The sequence below is a fragment of the Streptomyces sp. HNM0575 genome, assembly GCF_012726265.1.
Taxonomy (GTDB): domain Bacteria; phylum Actinomycetota; class Actinomycetes; order Streptomycetales; family Streptomycetaceae; genus Streptomyces.
The window spans coordinates 15543-30772 of the sequence record NZ_JAASAG010000009.1; the positions used below are offsets into that span (position 1 = coordinate 15543).

At 71.1% G+C, this 15230-nt stretch carries 11 protein-coding genes, 4 tRNA genes and 2 pseudogenes; 6 read left to right on the forward strand and 11 right to left on the reverse strand.

From position 1 onward, the window contains the following. Positions 1-30: 30 nt before the first annotated feature. Positions 31-543: a DsbA family protein gene (locus tag HCC61_RS20995; protein ID WP_169137604.1), complete on the forward strand. Its 513-nt coding sequence runs from the start codon at positions 31-33 to the stop codon at positions 541-543. Between the two features lie 72 nt (positions 544-615). On the opposite strand, the gene HCC61_RS21000 is transcribed toward HCC61_RS20995, so the two are convergent. The 3 genes from HCC61_RS21000 to HCC61_RS21010 form a co-directional block, all read right to left on the reverse strand. After that, positions 616-1452: a GNAT family N-acetyltransferase gene (locus tag HCC61_RS21000; RefSeq protein WP_169137606.1), complete on the reverse strand. Its 837-nt coding sequence runs from the start codon at positions 1450-1452 to the stop codon at positions 616-618. A 72-nt stretch (positions 1453-1524) separates the two neighbouring features. After that, positions 1525-2349, reverse strand: coding sequence for an aminodeoxychorismate lyase (locus HCC61_RS21005; RefSeq protein ID WP_169137608.1), 825 nt, complete (start codon positions 2347-2349; stop codon positions 1525-1527). Beyond that, complete coding sequence (locus HCC61_RS21010) at positions 2346-3452, reverse strand: chorismate-binding protein (RefSeq protein ID WP_169137610.1); 1107 nt, start codon at positions 3450-3452, stop codon at positions 2346-2348. The genes HCC61_RS21005 and HCC61_RS21010 overlap by 4 nt, the downstream gene beginning before the upstream one ends. Before the next feature lie 322 nt (positions 3453-3774). On the opposite strand from HCC61_RS21010, the gene HCC61_RS21015 reads away from it, so the two are divergent. The 3 genes from HCC61_RS21015 to HCC61_RS21025 all read left to right on the forward strand — a co-directional run bounded on the left by HCC61_RS21015 (position 3775) and on the right by HCC61_RS21025 (position 4022). Next, positions 3775-3847, forward strand: a tRNA-Gly gene (locus HCC61_RS21015). Positions 3848-3875: 28 nt separating this feature from the next. Then, positions 3876-3949, forward strand: a tRNA-Cys gene (locus HCC61_RS21020). A 1-nt stretch (position 3950) separates the two neighbouring features. Then, positions 3951-4022, forward strand: a tRNA-Val gene (locus HCC61_RS21025). Positions 4023-4091: 69 nt separating this feature from the next. On the opposite strand, the pseudogene HCC61_RS21030 reads toward HCC61_RS21025, so the two are convergent. The 3 genes and pseudogenes from HCC61_RS21030 to HCC61_RS21045 form a co-directional block, all read right to left on the reverse strand. Further along, positions 4092-4353, reverse strand: a pseudogene (locus tag HCC61_RS21030) (hypothetical protein); the annotation flags it as partial. 348 nt (positions 4354-4701) lie between these two features. Continuing rightward, a pseudogene (locus HCC61_RS21035) lies at positions 4702-4971 on the reverse strand (tyrosine-type recombinase/integrase); the annotation flags it as partial. 2474 nt (positions 4972-7445) lie between these two features. Next, a complete protein-coding gene (locus tag HCC61_RS21045) occupies positions 7446-7967 on the reverse strand; it encodes a hypothetical protein (RefSeq protein ID WP_240969160.1) in 522 nt (173 codons plus the stop codon). Between the two features lie 243 nt (positions 7968-8210). On the opposite strand from HCC61_RS21045, the gene HCC61_RS21050 reads away from it, so the two are divergent. After that, positions 8211-8282: transfer RNA gene (locus HCC61_RS21050), tRNA-Val, on the forward strand. 73 nt (positions 8283-8355) lie between these two features. On the opposite strand, the gene HCC61_RS21055 is transcribed toward HCC61_RS21050, so the two are convergent. From HCC61_RS21055 to HCC61_RS21065, 3 genes are all read right to left on the reverse strand, one after another. Further along, positions 8356-8658, reverse strand: coding sequence for a zf-TFIIB domain-containing protein (locus HCC61_RS21055; RefSeq protein WP_169137614.1), 303 nt, complete (start codon positions 8656-8658; stop codon positions 8356-8358). 40 nt (positions 8659-8698) lie between these two features. Continuing rightward, positions 8699-9871, reverse strand: coding sequence for a phosphotransferase (locus HCC61_RS21060; protein WP_240969161.1), 1173 nt, complete (start codon positions 9869-9871; stop codon positions 8699-8701). A 278-nt stretch (positions 9872-10149) separates the two neighbouring features. After that, complete coding sequence (locus tag HCC61_RS21065) at positions 10150-10359, reverse strand: hypothetical protein (RefSeq protein ID WP_169137616.1); 210 nt, start codon at positions 10357-10359, stop codon at positions 10150-10152. 710 nt (positions 10360-11069) lie between these two features. Between HCC61_RS21065 and HCC61_RS30845 the strand changes: the two genes are divergently transcribed. Further along, positions 11070-12935, forward strand: coding sequence for a serine/threonine-protein kinase (locus HCC61_RS30845; RefSeq protein WP_240969162.1), 1866 nt, complete (start codon positions 11070-11072; stop codon positions 12933-12935). Between the two features lie 45 nt (positions 12936-12980). Here HCC61_RS30845 and HCC61_RS21075 read toward each other — a convergent pair whose 3' ends face one another. Beyond that, positions 12981-13787: an RNA methyltransferase gene (locus HCC61_RS21075; protein ID WP_169137618.1), complete on the reverse strand. Its 807-nt coding sequence runs from the start codon at positions 13785-13787 to the stop codon at positions 12981-12983. A gap of 11 nt (positions 13788-13798) precedes the next feature. Beyond that, positions 13799-15229 carry a uroporphyrinogen-III C-methyltransferase gene (gene cobA / locus HCC61_RS21080; RefSeq protein WP_169137620.1) on the reverse strand — a complete coding sequence of 477 codons (1431 nt, stop codon included), beginning with the start codon at positions 15227-15229 and terminating at the stop codon, positions 13799-13801. Position 15230: the final 1 nt, after the last annotated feature.

Below are 15230 nucleotides of genomic sequence, written 5' to 3' on the forward strand. Positions count from 1 at the left end.
GCAGTCGTTCGCGGCTGAGAGACTGTCCGCATGGACGACGCCCCCTCCCGACTCGTGCTCGACTACTGGTGCGAGCTTCAGTGCCCCGACTGCCACCGCGCTCAGGGGGACCTGGCCGCGCTGCGCGAGCGGTACGGGGAGCGGCTGGAGATCCGGCTGCGGCACTTCCCGCTGGAGAAGCACAAGCACGCGTATGCAGCGGCGCAGGCGGCCGAGGAGGCGTACGCGCAGGGCCAGGGAGACGCCTACGCGGCGGCCGTGCTGGAGCGGCACGCGGAACTCGCCGAGCGCGGCGAGGAGTTGCTGCTGGAGGTGGCGCGTGAGTTGGGGCTGGACGACGGGGAGTTCGAGAGTGCGCTGATCGACGGACGTCATCTGCTGATCGTCGACGCGGACCAGGCGGAGGGCAGGGCGATCGGTGTGCGGGGCACGCCGACGTACGTCATCGACGAGCAGCGGCTGGACGGCGGCAAGAGCCAGGAGGGGCTGCGGGCTCGGATCGAGGAGATCGCGGACAAGTTGCTCGGCGGCGGGCGCGCGTAGTCCCGCCGGTCCGGCGTATTCCGCAGGTTCGGCGCTCCCCGGGGGGTGCATGATCCCCGCGTGATCCCGCTGTCAGAGCAGCGCCTTGCAGTGGTGGTGCTCGACGACGCGGTAGCCGAGCGACGAATACAGGCGCAGCGCAGGGGTGTTGGCGGTGAGGACGTGCAGTCCGAGCGTGTGCGCACCGGCGGCCAGGGCCTCCCGTTCGGCCACGAGCATCAGGGTGCGTCCGTGGCCGAGGCCGCGTCGTGCCTCGTCGACCTCCACCTCGTAGACGTAGGCGTCGCAGTCCTCTCGCGGGCTACGTTCGAGTTCGACCCAGATCCGTCCCGTGTCCGTGCCGTCGTGTACCAGGACGCGCAGCGCCACGCCGGTCGTCGACGCCCCGTCCGGCAACAGCGCATCCAAGGCTTCCGATGCTCTGCGGGCGGCCTCCTCGGCGGGCAGGCCGCGGTCGGTCATCGCCTGCCGCAGCGGCGGCTGCCCGCGCTCACGCCAGGCGGGGAACTCCTCCTCGGTCACGGCGCGGTCCGTGCTGCCGTCGGGAAGCCGCGGCCGTCCGGCAAGCTCCTTGATCATGCTCCGGCTCCGCTCCTGGTAGCCGAGGCCGGCGGCCAGGCCCAGCGCGGCTTCCGCTCCGGCCGGGACGCTGATCTCCACGCGGCGGCAGCCCCATCCGCGCAGCACCTCCTCGGCGGCGAGGGCGGCGACGGCGCCGCGTCCGCGCCGCTGTTCACGCTCGTCGACGACGAGTTGGGTCACACGGCCGGTGACGGGGCCGTACTGCGGGTCGACGGTGAGTCGCAGCAAGCCGACCGGGCGGCTGTTGACGCAGATCTCGTACGAGCGGGAGCGGACGCCGTCGGCGTCGTACTGGTCGGGGCCGGTCGGGCGCAGCGTCGTGGTCACGGTCGAGTTCTACCGCCTGCGCCGTGACCCGTCACCCCCGCTCCGGCCGGTCGCCGCGGGCGGGCCGCCCGCTCACCTCGGGTCGGTGTCGGCCGCGGAACGCTCGGCGAAGAGCTTCATCGCCTTGAGCGTCACCGGCCCGGGGGCGCCGGGCAGTTGCCGGTCGTCGACGCGGTGCACGGCCTGCACATCGCGCAGGGAGGACGTCAGGAAGATCTCCTCGGCCTGCTCCAGGGCGTCCATCGGCAGATCGGTCTCGCGCGCTCCGGCCCATTCCGCGACCAGTGCGCGGGTGATGCCGGCGAGGCAGCCCGACTCCAGCGGGGGCGTGTGCAGTTCACCGTCGAGCACGACGAAGACGTTGGTGCCGGTGCCCTCGCACAGGCGCCCTCGGGTGTTGCCGAACAGGGCCTCGCCCGCGCCCTGTTGGTGCGCGCGCGAGAGCGCCAGCACGTTCTCCCCGTACGACGTCGTCTTCAGGCCCGCGAGCGCGCCCCGCTCGTTACGGGTCCACGGGACGGTGATCACAGCCGTGGTGTCGGGGCGGCGGGGCGACTCCGTGAGCACGACGGCGAGGGTGGGGGTGACCTCCCCCCGGTCGGAGCCCAGCGGCGAGGGCCCGCCGGTGTAGGTGATGCGGAGCCTGCCGAGCGGCATCGGCTCCGCATCGGTGACGGCGGCGCAGGCGCGGCGGACCTCGCCGGGGTCGGGAGCGGGCAGGCCGAGACCGCGGGCCGACCTGGCGAGGCGTTCGATGTGCCGCGTAAGGGCGAACGGCGTGCCCTCCACGGTCTTCACCGTCTCGAAGACCCCGTCGCCGACGGTCAGTCCGTGATCCAGGACGGAGACGTGTGCGTCGTCGACGTCCCGGAGTCCGCCGTCGAGCCAGATCTTCACAGGGCTCTCCTTCCGCTCGTCGCCGTGGGTGCCGGCACCTCGGGGTGGCGCATACCCGACGCTACCTTGAGCAGCCCCGACGCCTTGAGTTCCGTCTCCGCCCACTCCGCTTCGGGATCGGATCCCCAGGTGATCCCGGCGCCCGTGCCGAAACGCAGAACGGCGCCGCGACTGCCGCGTTCGATCCAGAAGGTGCGTATGCCGACGGCCAGCTCGCCGGTGCCGCGGTCGGCGTCGGCCCAGCCGATTCCGCCGCAGTACGAACCTCGTGGCGAGGTCTCCAGGGCGCCGATGATCCGCAGAGCGCTGAGCTTGGGGGCGCCGGTGACCGAGCCCGGCGGGAAGGTGTGCCTGAGCAGTTCGGGCCAGCCCGTCCCGGGAGCGAGTTCGCCGCGCACCGTCGAGACGAGGTGGACGAGGCCGGGATGCGGCTCGACCTCGCACAGCGCCGGCACGGTGACCGATCCGGGGGCGCAGACGCGGCCCAGGTCGTTGCGTACCAGGTCGACGATCATCACGTTCTCGGCGTGGTCCTTCTCCAGCATCTCCTCGGCGGTACGGGCCGTGCCCTTGATCGGTCCCGATTCGACGGTCCCGGCGGAGCGCCGCAGATACAGCTCCGGTGAGGCGGTGGCCACTTCCACGCCGTGGGCGGGGAGCCGTACGGCGCCGGCGTACGGGGCGGGGTTGCCGCGTGCCAGCAGCGCCGAGAGGCCGGAGACGTCGGACGCCTCGGGATCGGCCTCGGGCAGGGGCGCGCTCAGCACCCGGCAGAGGTTGGCCTGGTAGACGTCGCCTGCCGCGATGTGCTCGCGGATGCGCCGTACACCTGCGGTGTAGGAGGCGCGGTCCATCGAACTGGTCCACGCGGCGGGCGCGGGGCCGCGCCAGCGCGCGGCGGCCGGGGGCAGCGGGGCCGAGCGTGGGGCGGGCAGTGTGGTCTCGCGTACGTCGCCGAAGCGTGCGCACACCAGCCGCCCCTCGAAGTCCGCGACCACGGCCCACCAGCCCGCGGACTCCAGGGCCGCGGGGTCGCTGGTGACGTCACGCAGGTCGGTGGCGAGGAGCGAGCCGAAGCGGGCGAAGGGCGTCGGGGCGTACACACGAGCGAGTCTATGGTGCGGCGGTGCCGGGCGGTCCGGGGCTTCGCGGGCCCTCGGCGGGAGGTCGCCGCAGGGGGCTCGCCACGCGGCTCCGCGGAGGGGCTCGTCGCGCGCTCCGCGGAGGGGCTCGTCGCGCGCTCCGCGGAGGGGCTCGTCGCGCGCTCCGCGGAGGGGAGTGCGCGGCTCCGGGGAGGGGATCCGCCGCTGCTCGGCGGCCCGTACGGACGGTCACGCAGGGCAAACAGAATTTGAGCTGGCAGCGTTATCCGCTACAGTTCAACCCGTCGCCGGGACGCGGAAGCCGACCGGGACGGCAACACCTGCGGACGTGGCTCAGTTGGTAGAGCATCACCTTGCCAAGGTGAGGGTCGCGAGTTCGAATCTCGTCGTCCGCTCTGCGTGGGAGTTTCACGACTCCCGCCCGGTGGAGTGGCCGAGAGGCGAGGCAACGGCCTGCAAAGCCGTCTACACGGGTTCAAATCCCGTCTCCACCTCCAAGGACGATTAGCTCAGCGGGAGAGCGCTTCCCTGACACGGAAGAGGTCACTGGTTCAATCCCAGTATCGTCCACACAGGCCAGGGGCCGTTTCCCGATGAGGGAAACGGCCCCTGGTTCGTTGTGAGTGACCAACTGCGTGACTATGAAGATGAGTTGGGCTCCACGTCGGAGGCGCCAGCCTCGAACACCCGGTCCATGACGACCGCTTCGGTCTGGATCGCGGGGCGGACCTGCCTCCGGTAGACCTTCTCGGTCACGGCCGTACTGGAGTGGCCGACCAGGCGGGAGACCTCCTCCAACGGGATGCCCCTGTCGGACAGTGACACCTCTGTCGGACAGTAGCGAGACAGAGTTGTGGCGCAGCTCCCGAGGTGTCCGGTCCGCAGTGTCGAGGCCGTCGACAGCCCTGAGTACCCCGATTCCTGGCGGGATTGGGCAGTTTGCTGGCAGGCTGCCTTTATGGTCCTAGTGGTGCTGGGCGCGTTGGTCGCCGCAATCCTCCTCTTCGGCGCCACCCTCGACTGGCGAGCGCGGCGCCGCGGGAGGCAGATTCGAGATGGGTTCAACATGTCTCGCGACGCGAGAGAGGTGCGCCGTGACATGCGTGCCTGGGATAGAGGGTCAGTCGGGCACGCGGGAGAAGATACGTCCTGGATGAAGCGCCGACGGCAGTGAGCGCCTTCCTGTTGTCACTGACGAACGACCGCACACCGGGCAGGCCGTGAACCCCTCGGCCGGCGCGCTGCGTGACTACGGGCCGGAGTTGGGTCCCACGTCGGAGGCGCCAGCCTCGAACACCCGGTCCATGACGACGGCTCCGGTCTGGATCACGGGACGGATCTGCTTCCGGTAGACCTTCTCCGTCACGGCCGTACTCGAGTGGCCGACCAGGCGGGAGATCTCTTCCAACGGCACGCCTCTGTCCGACAGCAGCGACACGAAGCTGTGCCGCAGTTCCCGGGGCGTCCACTCCGCAGGGTCGAGCCCGTCCACGGCCTTGAGTACCCGCCGCAAGCTTCGCCCGCACGCATTTACGGCTCAACTCCTGTGGCCCCGGCGCCAGATCAGGATCGAGCGCATGGCAATGCCAGCGCAGGCGGTTGATGATCCGGGTGCGTTCGGCAATCAGCGTCCGGCGGTGATCGACCAACAGCCACATCTCCAGTGCCTCTTCATCCAGCCGGGCCGCCGGCAACCCCGGCCCGCGCTGGGCGGCGTGGGCCACTGCCAGGGCGTCGATGGGATGGGACTTGCCACGCTGACGGACCGAGGCACGAGTCCGAGCCATCAGCTTCGGCGGCACCGCCACCACGCCCTGACCACCGGCCAGCAGGTCCCGCAACAGCCCGCCGGCCACATGCCGGCAGTCCTCCACCGCCCACAGACGGCCCTCCGTGCGGGCAGGCACCGTGAGTTGGCCGCGCTTGCATCCCGCGCCATCCACCGCGACCAGCGTGTGGCTGTCCTTGTGAGGGTCCACCCCGATCACCAGCATCGCCCTGCCACCCTTCGCGCCGAAGTGAAGACCGACCGGGGGCATACCTCAGTTGGGGCTGCTGCCACTCTCCTATCAGGCCACTCCGGTCAGCCCGAGCCGCAGCCGGCGAGGACAAATCCCAAGCAAGCCCCGTCACCAGGGCAGCGAGCCTCCGAGCCACCCGCCGACTACGACCGACCCTGCGCCAACGAAGACGACCAGGCCACAACCACACTCACACTGAAGCGAGCCTCCAAGATCAGGGGCCCACATCGGGCTACTGCGGGCAGGTCAAGAGACTGCCCAAGTCGCGGAAAGCATACGAGCCCCCGATCTCTCGCCCCAAAGCAGCTCCAGCCCAAACCCGCTCCACTGACCTCTTCAATTCCTACGGGTCGCGAATTTCAGTTGCTCTTTCCAGCTCCAGTACCCGGGCCCTTCAGTAGTGCCTTATCCAGCGCCCCTACAACCGCGGCACGTGTGGCGTCGCCCGTTGGAATTGCAGATAGGACCGCTGTGGCAAGCAGTAGCACACGGAGTCCATCGGATGCGTGTCCGACCCCTGGTATTAGCGGGATCACGAGCGCCGAAGCAGCCAGCGTAAGGGAAGGAGAAAGTCTTCGTATAGCGCGCGCTGACCGAGAGACGAGACTTACCTCCGGGGCATTCTCAAGCAGCTCATCCCAGTTTTCATGCGCAGCTGATATGGCACCCGCTAATACTGCCGAGCACACGCGATCATAGTTTTCGAGAGAATGCGACGTCGCAATTTCTTTGCTGAGTTCGCGGAGGGTTGCGGCAACACGAGCATGGTCGCGGCGGATCTGACCCCGAAGCGCCCTCTCCCGCCAACCTGAAGCACGAAGAGGCACCGGATTCATTTCGATCACGCGCGCAGTCTTTTCGATGACGGCTCTGACCTGTCTAAGCGGGCGCGGCTGTAGATATCTAGGCCTGCTTATGTGTAGCTCCCATGCAAGATAGTGTAGCTGCCAGACGACCTGATCGATTGATTCCTCATAGCCCGCGCGTGCATGACGATCGAGCAACCGCCTAAAGGCACTTGCCCAGCGATGGAAGCCGACTCCTAGAAGGAGGCCACTCCCAATCAGTATTTGCCAACCCGCTGCCCACTCATAGTAAGAACGGAGCACAAGTAGAGTAGCCCAAGGCAATCCCACAAGCGTGGCACCTATGGCCGACGCGCACAAAATGAGCGCAATGTCAACTCCATGCCTTTCCGTTTCAGGTGCGGGATGAAGCCTACCACGCAGGAATGAAAGCATTCCCCGGAAGCTGGACCCTGTAGCTCCAACCGCTATCAGCACGAGCAACAGTTCTACTTGCTCAATGAGAGATGAACCTAATTTGCTCGCTGTAGCTCCGTTTCTTAAGGTGTGTGCAACTGGGCCCCAATTAATTGCCCATAAGAGAAGGGTCGCGCCGCCCAAAGTGATAAGTCCGGCTCCTGCGATGGCGGTCTTGTCGTGTCTGCGGCGCATCCATACCGGCAACATGACACCTATGGCGGCCAATTGCGAAGCTTCAATCAAACGCTCGCGATCTGACGTATCCTCGACGTGCAAATCTGTTGCAACGCGTCGTCGAATCTTTACATTTTCCTCTTGGCTCTCTCTATCCTCAGTTCTCCGTTGCGGAACACTGGCGCTAAACTGATACCAGTTCCATATCCTAGAAAATGCCCCCATGGAAGACCCCTTGGCCTTGCGATACGCCAATAAGCACGTAGAACGAAGATGCTACGCCGGATGGGGAGTATGCAGTACTCGCAATGAGGTCGTTCACTTGCCTCCAGATACTTCAAGACAAGGGCTGTCAGCCCAGCGAGCCCGACACAAGTCTGGACCGTCTCTGGACCGTGCGAGGTTGGCCGACGTTGACAGACGATGCCGGATGGTGGCCGTCGTCACACTGGTGCGGTCTGGGGCGCTCTGGTTGATCTGCGCCCTGGTACGGCTATGCCGAAGTTCGGAGAGGTGCGGTGCCGGCGGTGGGGCTACAGGGGCTCGTGGCGGTGCCACTGGAGGTAGCGGTCCGGGCGGAGGTCGGCGATGCCCCACTCAAGTCGCATGATGCCCGCGGTCATGGAGCAGGCGTAGGCGACGATGACCAGGCTGACGTCCCGGGGTACGTGCGCGAGACCCTGGTGGACCTCGTGATTCTCGAACTCCTCCAGGCCCAGGTCGAGTTCGCCCTGCATCGGCTTCGGTCCTAACTCGCGTATGAGCTCTGCCCGCAGGCGGTCCTTCTTCTTTAGCCGGGCTGCGGTGACCGGGAGGTCCCTGTCCGGGTACCGGAAGGGATAGATCAGGTGATCGGCGACGACCATGACGGTACGGGCGCGCAGGCGGACAGGCGTGGCCTCGGCGAAGCCTTCTAGCCCGGCCGCCAGTTCCTCGTACTGGGCCGCGTGCAGACCGTGGCCGTACGCTTCCAGCGTCTGCGTGTGCACGCCGTCGTGGCCGTTGCGTGCCCGTTCGTGTGCTCGCGTCAGGACCTTGACGACGGCCGCCGCCAAGGGCGATCTCCCTTCCGCCGAGGGACAGAGCAGCCCGGACGACCGTGCGTGAGACAGCGACGTCGCACAAGTGCGCATGGCGGGAGCAAGGAGCGCACAGGATGCGACCCGGCACACCTCAGACCGTGCGCTGCTGAGTGACCAACTGCGTGACTACCGCCCCGGACCGCGGTGGACGGCCGCGCATCCGCGCGGATTTGTCTTGCAGGTCAGCGCGTGACAATATCTCTGTCGTTCCAACCCGCGCGGTTAGCTCAGCGGGAGAGCGCTTCCCTGACACGGAAGAGGTCACTGGTTCAATCCCAGTACCGCGCACAGTGAGAGTGCCCCGGCCGAGGACGGCCGGGGCACTCTGCGTTCGCGGGTCAACTCCGCGGCGTGGCCGGGGTCATGAGGAGAACAGCATGTGGCCGAAGCCGCGCTTGTGGCCGTGGCCGTAGTGACCGTGGCCGTGGTGGCCGTGGTGCGGGGCGCCCCAGGCCGGGGCGGCGGGGTAGGACTGGGGAGCGTGGCCCTGGCCGTACGGGGCGGCCGGCGGTGGGGCGGGCTGCGACCACTGGGACTCCAAGCGTGTGAGCGCCTCCAGCTCGCCGTAGTCGAGGAAGATCCCCCGGCAGCCGCCGCACTGCTCGATCTGGACGCCGTTGCGGTTGAACGTCTGCATGGGCGCACCGCACTTGGGACACTGCATGGTCGAAATTCCTCTCCACGTCGGTGTTTTCACCGCTCGGTCACTGCGGATCCAGCGTACGGCCCGTTTCGTCCCGTTGCCCGGGTACGTGGGCGGTCGCGATGCGTTCGCAGGCTTCGGCGCACGCCGTTTCGGCTTCGTCCAGGGGGCGTCGGGCGGCGTGGGCCTTGGCGACCGCCAGCGCGGCCGTCTGTACGGTCAGGGCGCGGGCCGGTGCGTCGAGACGGGGCGGCCAGGTGCCGTCGCCCCCGCCGAGGAAGGGTGTGGCTGCGGCGGTCTCGTAGGCGTGCAGGAAGCGTTGCCAGGACGGGCCGGGCAGCAGTCCCGTCGCGAACCAGGCGGCGGGCCGGGCGAGGTCCCATGCCGGGTCGCCGATGCCCGAGTCGTCGACGTCGATGAGCTGCCAGGCGCCGTCCTCGCCGGCCGGGTGGCTGACCAACTGGCCCATGTGGAAGTCCCCGTGGCACAGCGCGCTTAGCCGCGAAGGCTCGGGCGGCTCCTCTCCTCTGCACCAGGCGGGCAGGACCGCCCACGCCGCCTCGACGGCCTCGACGGCGGCCGTGAGTTCGGAGGCGGGGGCAGAGTCAGTGGCAGTGGCAGTGGCGGCGGGGTCGTGGCCGTGATCGTGATCGAGCGCCGCGCGCATGCGCTTCAGCGCGCGGGCCGCCTTCTCCGGGCCGCGCATCGCCGGTATCGGGCCGGGCAGTCCGGCGCGCAGCGCATCGAGCCGTACGGAGTGCAGGCGGGCGAGGAGCGTGCCCGCCGCCTCCCAGGGTGCGGAATCGGGGGCGTCGGGGTCCACGGGACGGCCGCGGGGCCAGAGAGTGGCCGGCCGCCCGTCGTGGAGACGCATCGGGCGCAGGGGGTCCGCCGGGTACGTGCCGGCCGCGCCCCCGGTGGGGGTTCCGCCGGGCGCCGGGGCGGCCCCGGGCAGGGGCGTCCCGGCGGGAGTCAGCGGCGCCAGCATGATGCCCGCGAGCAGCGGGTGGGCGGCGATGTGCAGACGTACCGTCAGTTCGCCGGTGTCCGCCGGCGGGCCGGGCGGGTGTGCCTTGGCGACGACGTCGCCGAGCCCGACGACCGTACCGTCGGGGCGGTCGGCGAGCACGACGGGACGCGGTGCACCGGACGGCCCGCCGCAGGGCTCGGCCGGTGCGGCGGCCTCGCGTGCGAGTGCGTACAGCCGGTCGGTGAGCGTGAGCGTCGTCGGCAATGTCCCCCCAGCGACGGAGACTGGGCGGCACCTCCGCGGCCACCGTCCATCGTCCATGGGATCGTACGCGGGCTCGATGGCCGTCCGCTCATGCCGGAGACGTTCATGCACGGGCGCCCGTACCTGGCGGCCGCTCAGGGATCGGCGCCTCATATACCTGAGGTCCGGGCAGCTCCCCAGCTGCCCGGACCTCAATGCCGTCCGTCGCACCCCCGTCCCCACGGGGCTGATGACCGGGCTATCCCCGGCTCGGGCCGCTCTCCCGAGCCCTGGGCATCTCAGTGCCCCAGCATTCCGGCCACGGACGACGCCTGTGCGACCACCGCATGCACCGCGCCGGACGCGATGGCGAGTACGGCGGCCAGTGGCAGCACCATGGCGGCGGCCACCAGCGGATGGCGGCGCTCGCTGCCACGGGTGCCGAAGGCGGCCAGCGCCGCCAGTCGTACCCGCGCCCCGCGTGCCCCGCGCTCTGCCGTGTGCGCCATGGTCCGCTCCTGTCTTCTCCCCCGGGGCGGCGGACGACTGACCTCGGGGGACGAGTGCTTCGCCCGCCGCTTGCAAGAAGACTAGGCGGGGCCGCCGGACGGGGCGTCATGCCCGCGTACCGACTGCGGGGCCTCCCCCAGGATGACGGCGGGGTCCGCCGGATACTCCCCAGGGTGGAGGAGTGGGCCTCCGGTACCGGGGTCTTCCCCGAGGGGAACCGTGGCGGCGGCTGTGGGCAGGGCCTCCTGCGTACGCGCATGGACGGGAACGTGCGGAGGGCGGGGCATCGGCTGCGTGCACAGGTGACATCCCTCACCGCTGATGCGCCGCCGGCGCGCTCTCGTACCCCCAACTCCCGTCGCGTGGCCGTGCGTAGGCTCCCACCCGTGCCGTCCCCCGACGGTGCCGCTCGTCCGCCGCGCCTTCCGCGCTGCCGTCAAGTCGCCGTGGGCGGGCGGGCGTTGACCATTGGGGTGAGGCTTCCGGGCGGGCAGCGGCGCAAGTTGGGGCCCGCGGGCTCCGGGCGCCGGGTCGTGGCGATACGACGGCGCCGCGTGCGCGGCCTGTCGTCGCCCCGTGGCGGCAGTCCGTAAGCTGTGCCTCGTCAGACGGACGCGCTAGAGAACGATCAGGGCACCGCCCTCCCGGTCCGGCTGGGAGTCTCCCCGCCGAAGGCAGGGAAGGCCCGACACCTCAGGCAGGGGAAGACATGGCGATGATGCGGCTCCGACGCGAGGATCCGCGAGTCGTCGGCTCGTTCAGGCTGCACCGGCGGCTGGGCGCGGGCGGGATGGGTGTGGTGTATCTCGGTTCGGACCGGCGGGGGCAGCGGGTCGCGCTGAAGGTGATCCGTCCGGATCTGGCGGAGGACAACGAGTTCCGGTCACGCTTCGCGCGCGAGGTCTCGGCGGCGCGCCGCATCCGGGGCGGATGTACGGCCCGTCTGGTGGCCGCGGACCTGGAGGCGGACCGGCCGTGGTTCGCCACGCAGTACGTGCCCGGGCCGTCGCTGCACGACAAGGTGACGGACTCGGGTCCGCTGCCGGCCAGCCAAGTGGCGTCCATCGGGGCGTCGTTGGCGGAGGGGCTGGTCGCCGTGCACGAGGCCGGTGTCGTCCACCGGGATCTGAAGCCGTCGAACATCCTGCTCTCGCCCAAGGGCCCGCGCATCATCGACTTCGGCATCGCCTGGGCCACGGGCGCGAGCACTCTCACGCACGTGGGCACGGCGGTGGGCTCCCCCGGGTTCCTCGCGCCCGAGCAGGTGCGCGGGGCGCTGGTGACGCCCGCCACGGACGTCTTCGCCCTCGGAGCGACGCTGGCGTACGCGGCGACGGCCGACTCCCCCTTCGGACAGGGCAGTTCGGAGGTGATGCTCTATCGGGTCGTACACGAGGAGCCGCAGCTGGAGAGCGTGCACGCGGCGCTCGCCCCGCTCATCCACGCGTGTCTGGTGAAGGCGCCCGAGGACCGTCCGAGCCCGCTTCAGCTCTCACTGCGGCTGAAGGAGATCGCGGCGCGCGAGGCGCGGGGTCCGGCGGAGCAGCCGGGCGGTGCGGACGGTACGGAGCGTACGGGCGGGATGGGACCGACGGGCGGCGGCGCAGGCGGCGCAGGCGGCCCGAACGGTGCGGGCGCACGTCCCACCTCTGCCGGAGGGACGGCCTCCGGCGGCGCCGGGGCGGCGGCCTCGCGTCCGTCCTCCACCAGGGCCGGCGGCCCGCGCACCGGCTCCAACAGGCCGCCCGCGTCGGCGGGTTCGGCGGGGCCGGGCGCTTCCGCGGGACAAGGCGGCGGCGCCGGTACGGCGGGAGCCGGTGGGCGCGGCAGGTCCGTTCCGCCGTCGAGGCCCGGTGACCGCTCCCGGCTGCGGCGTACCGGTGACCGGGGGCGGCAGCGGCCCGAGACCGCTCGTCAGGAGAGGCACCACGAGCACCACCGCAACCACAGGGACCCGAGGGAGCACCGGGATCCCCGGGACCACGGCGACCCGGGCGGCGCGGCCGGGACCGGGGGCTCGCCGGGTGCCTCTTCGGACACAGGGAGCCATGGCGGGGCGTCCCGACCCTCGGCGTCGCGTCCCGGCGACCGTGCGAAAGGCGCCGGCTCGAAAGGCGCCGGCTCGAAGGGCGCCAAGAACTCGAAGGGGCATCAGGTTCCGCGTACCGCCACGCGGGCGGGCGCGGGCGACGCCGCGGGGCGCGGCGGCCGGGCCAGGCGCCCGGCGGGCACGGGAGGGCGTGATCACGGCCAGGGTCCGGTGCGGCGCGGTGCCGACCGGCGGCTGCTGCGGCAGCGGCTCGTGGTGTTCGTGACGGTGACCGTGCTGGTGGCGCTGGGGATCGCGGCGGCCCAGGGTTGTCAGGGGCCCACGCGCGGCCTGGGCGGGAGCGACGGCCGTCCGGCGAGTCCGGGGGCCGCGGCTCCGGCGGACCCGGGCGCGGTTCCCGGCAGCCCGGCCGCTCGGGCGGTCCTGTCGGCTCCGGCCCAAGAGGCAGGCGTACAGGGAGAGTTCGCGGCTCCCTCGCCGGTCCCGCACCGCGTGCCGCCGGGGTACGCGGCTGTCCGGGGCTGAGCCCCCGCGGCGCCGTCCCCGCGTCAGCGCGGTGCCGTTCCCGCGTCAGCTCCTCGTCACGGCGTAGAAGGCGACGGCCGCGGCCGCCCCGACGTTGAGCGAGTCCACACCGTGTGCCATCGGGATGCGGACGTGTTCGTCGGCGGCACTCAGGGCCCGCCTCGTCAGCCCCTCCCCCTCGGCGCCGAGCAGCAGCGCCACCCGGGCGGGGCGGTGCGCGAGGGCCTCGTCGAGCGGCACGGCGTCCGCGTCCGGGGTGAGCGCCAGCAGCGGGAAGCCCGCGTCGCGTACGGACTCCAGGCCCTGCGGCCAGCTGCCGAGCCGTGCGTACGGTACGGAGAAGACCGCGCCCATCGACACCTTCACGGAGCGGCGGTACAGGGGGTCCGCGCACGACGGTGAGAGCAGCACGCCGTCCATGCCGAGCGCGGCGGCGCTGCGGAATATCGCGCCGATGTTGGTGTGGTCGTTGACCGCCTCCATGATCACGACGCGTCGTGCCGCGCTCAGCACGTGCTCCGGGGCGGGCAGGGGCCTGCGTTCCATGGAGGCGAGCGCACCGCGGTGCACGTGGTACCCGGTGACCTGCTCGGCCAGCGAGGGGCTCACGACGTACGCCGGTGCGGGCGACTCGTCGAGTACGTCCCGCATGACGGGGACCCACTTCTCGGACAGCAGCATCGAACGCATCCGGTAACCGGCCTGCGCCGCGCGGCGGATGACCTTCTCGCCCTCAGCGATGAACAGCCCCTCGGCCGGTTCGCGTCTGCGGCGCAGCTCGACGTCGGTGAGGCCCGTGAAGTCGGACAGGCGGGGGTCGGCGGGGTCGTCGACGGGGATGACGTCGGCCACGTACGGTCCCGTCAGCTTCCGGAGCCCGTACCGGTACCGCCGCCGGAGCGGGAGCCGGAGCCCGTGCTGGAACCGGACCCGGAACCCGAACCCGGCCCGCCGCCGGAACCGGACCCGGAACCGCCGTCGGTACCGGACCCGCCGCTCGTGTCCGTTCCCGAGCGGGCCTCCGCCTCCTCCGGCGCGGTACCTCCGACGGACACCACGTCTCCGATCACGACGACCGCCGGCGGACGTACCTCCTCCGCGGCTGCCCGCTCCGCCACCGTCGCCAGCGTGGCGTCCACGCGCCGCTCCCCCGCGGTCGTGCCCTCCTGCACGACGGCGACGGGCGTGTCCGCGTCCCTGCCGTGCCGCATCAGGGTCTCGGCGATGGCGCCGAGACGTTCCACGGCCATCATCAGCACGAGCGTGCCGCGCAGCCGCGCCAGCGCCGGCCAGTCGACGAGCGAACTCGGGTCGTCGGGGGCGACATGGCCGCTGACCACCGTGAACTCGTGGGCGACTCCGCGGTGGGTGACGGGGATGCCGACCGCGCCCGGCACGCTCACGGCGCTGGTGATGCCCGGCACGACCGTGACCTGGACGCCCGCCTCCGCGAGCTGCCGTGCCTCCTCCATTCCGCGCCCGAACACGAACGGATCGCCGCCCTTGAGCCGTACGACGGATCTGCCGGCCTTCGCGTGCTCCACGAGGGCGTCGTTGATGGCCTCCTGCGCCATGGCACGCCCGTAGGGGATCTTGGCCGCGTCGATCACCTCGACGTGCGGCGGCAGTTCGGACAGCAGGTCGCGCGGCCCGAGTCGGTCGGCGACGACGACGTCCGCCTCGGCGAGCAGCCGGCGGCCCCGCACCGTGATCAGCTCGGGGTCTCCGGGGCCGCCGCCGACGAGGGCGACTCCCCCGCCGCGGCCGCGGCGCCGGGGCGCCGCGAGGGTGCCGTTGTGCAGTCCCTCGACGACGGCGTCGCGCACGGCGGCCGAGCGGCGCGGATCGCGTCCGGTGAGGACGGCGACCGTGACGCCCTCGCTCTGGCCGGTGGCCGGGGTCCAGGCCGTCGCCGCCGAAGCGTCGTCGCTACGTACGCACCACACGCGGCGGGACTCGGCCTCGGCCGACGCGGCCGTGTTGGTCGCCGGGTCGTCGGTGGCGATCAGCGCGTACCAGGCGTCTTCCAAGTCGCCGTCGGCGTACGGGCGGCGCAGCCACGTCAGTTCGCCTGCGTCGGCCATGGCCTCGACGGAAGCGGTCACGGCGGGGGCGATCAGCAGCACGTCCGCGCCCGCGGCCAGCAGCGTGGGCAGTCGCCGCTGGGCGACGCTGCCGCCGCCGACCACCACGACCCGGCGCCCGGTGAGGCGCAGTCCCACGGGATAGGCGGGGCGTTCGGTCCCGGAGTCGGACTGGGGAGCGGTGCCGGTTCCGGGCACGGACTCGGACATG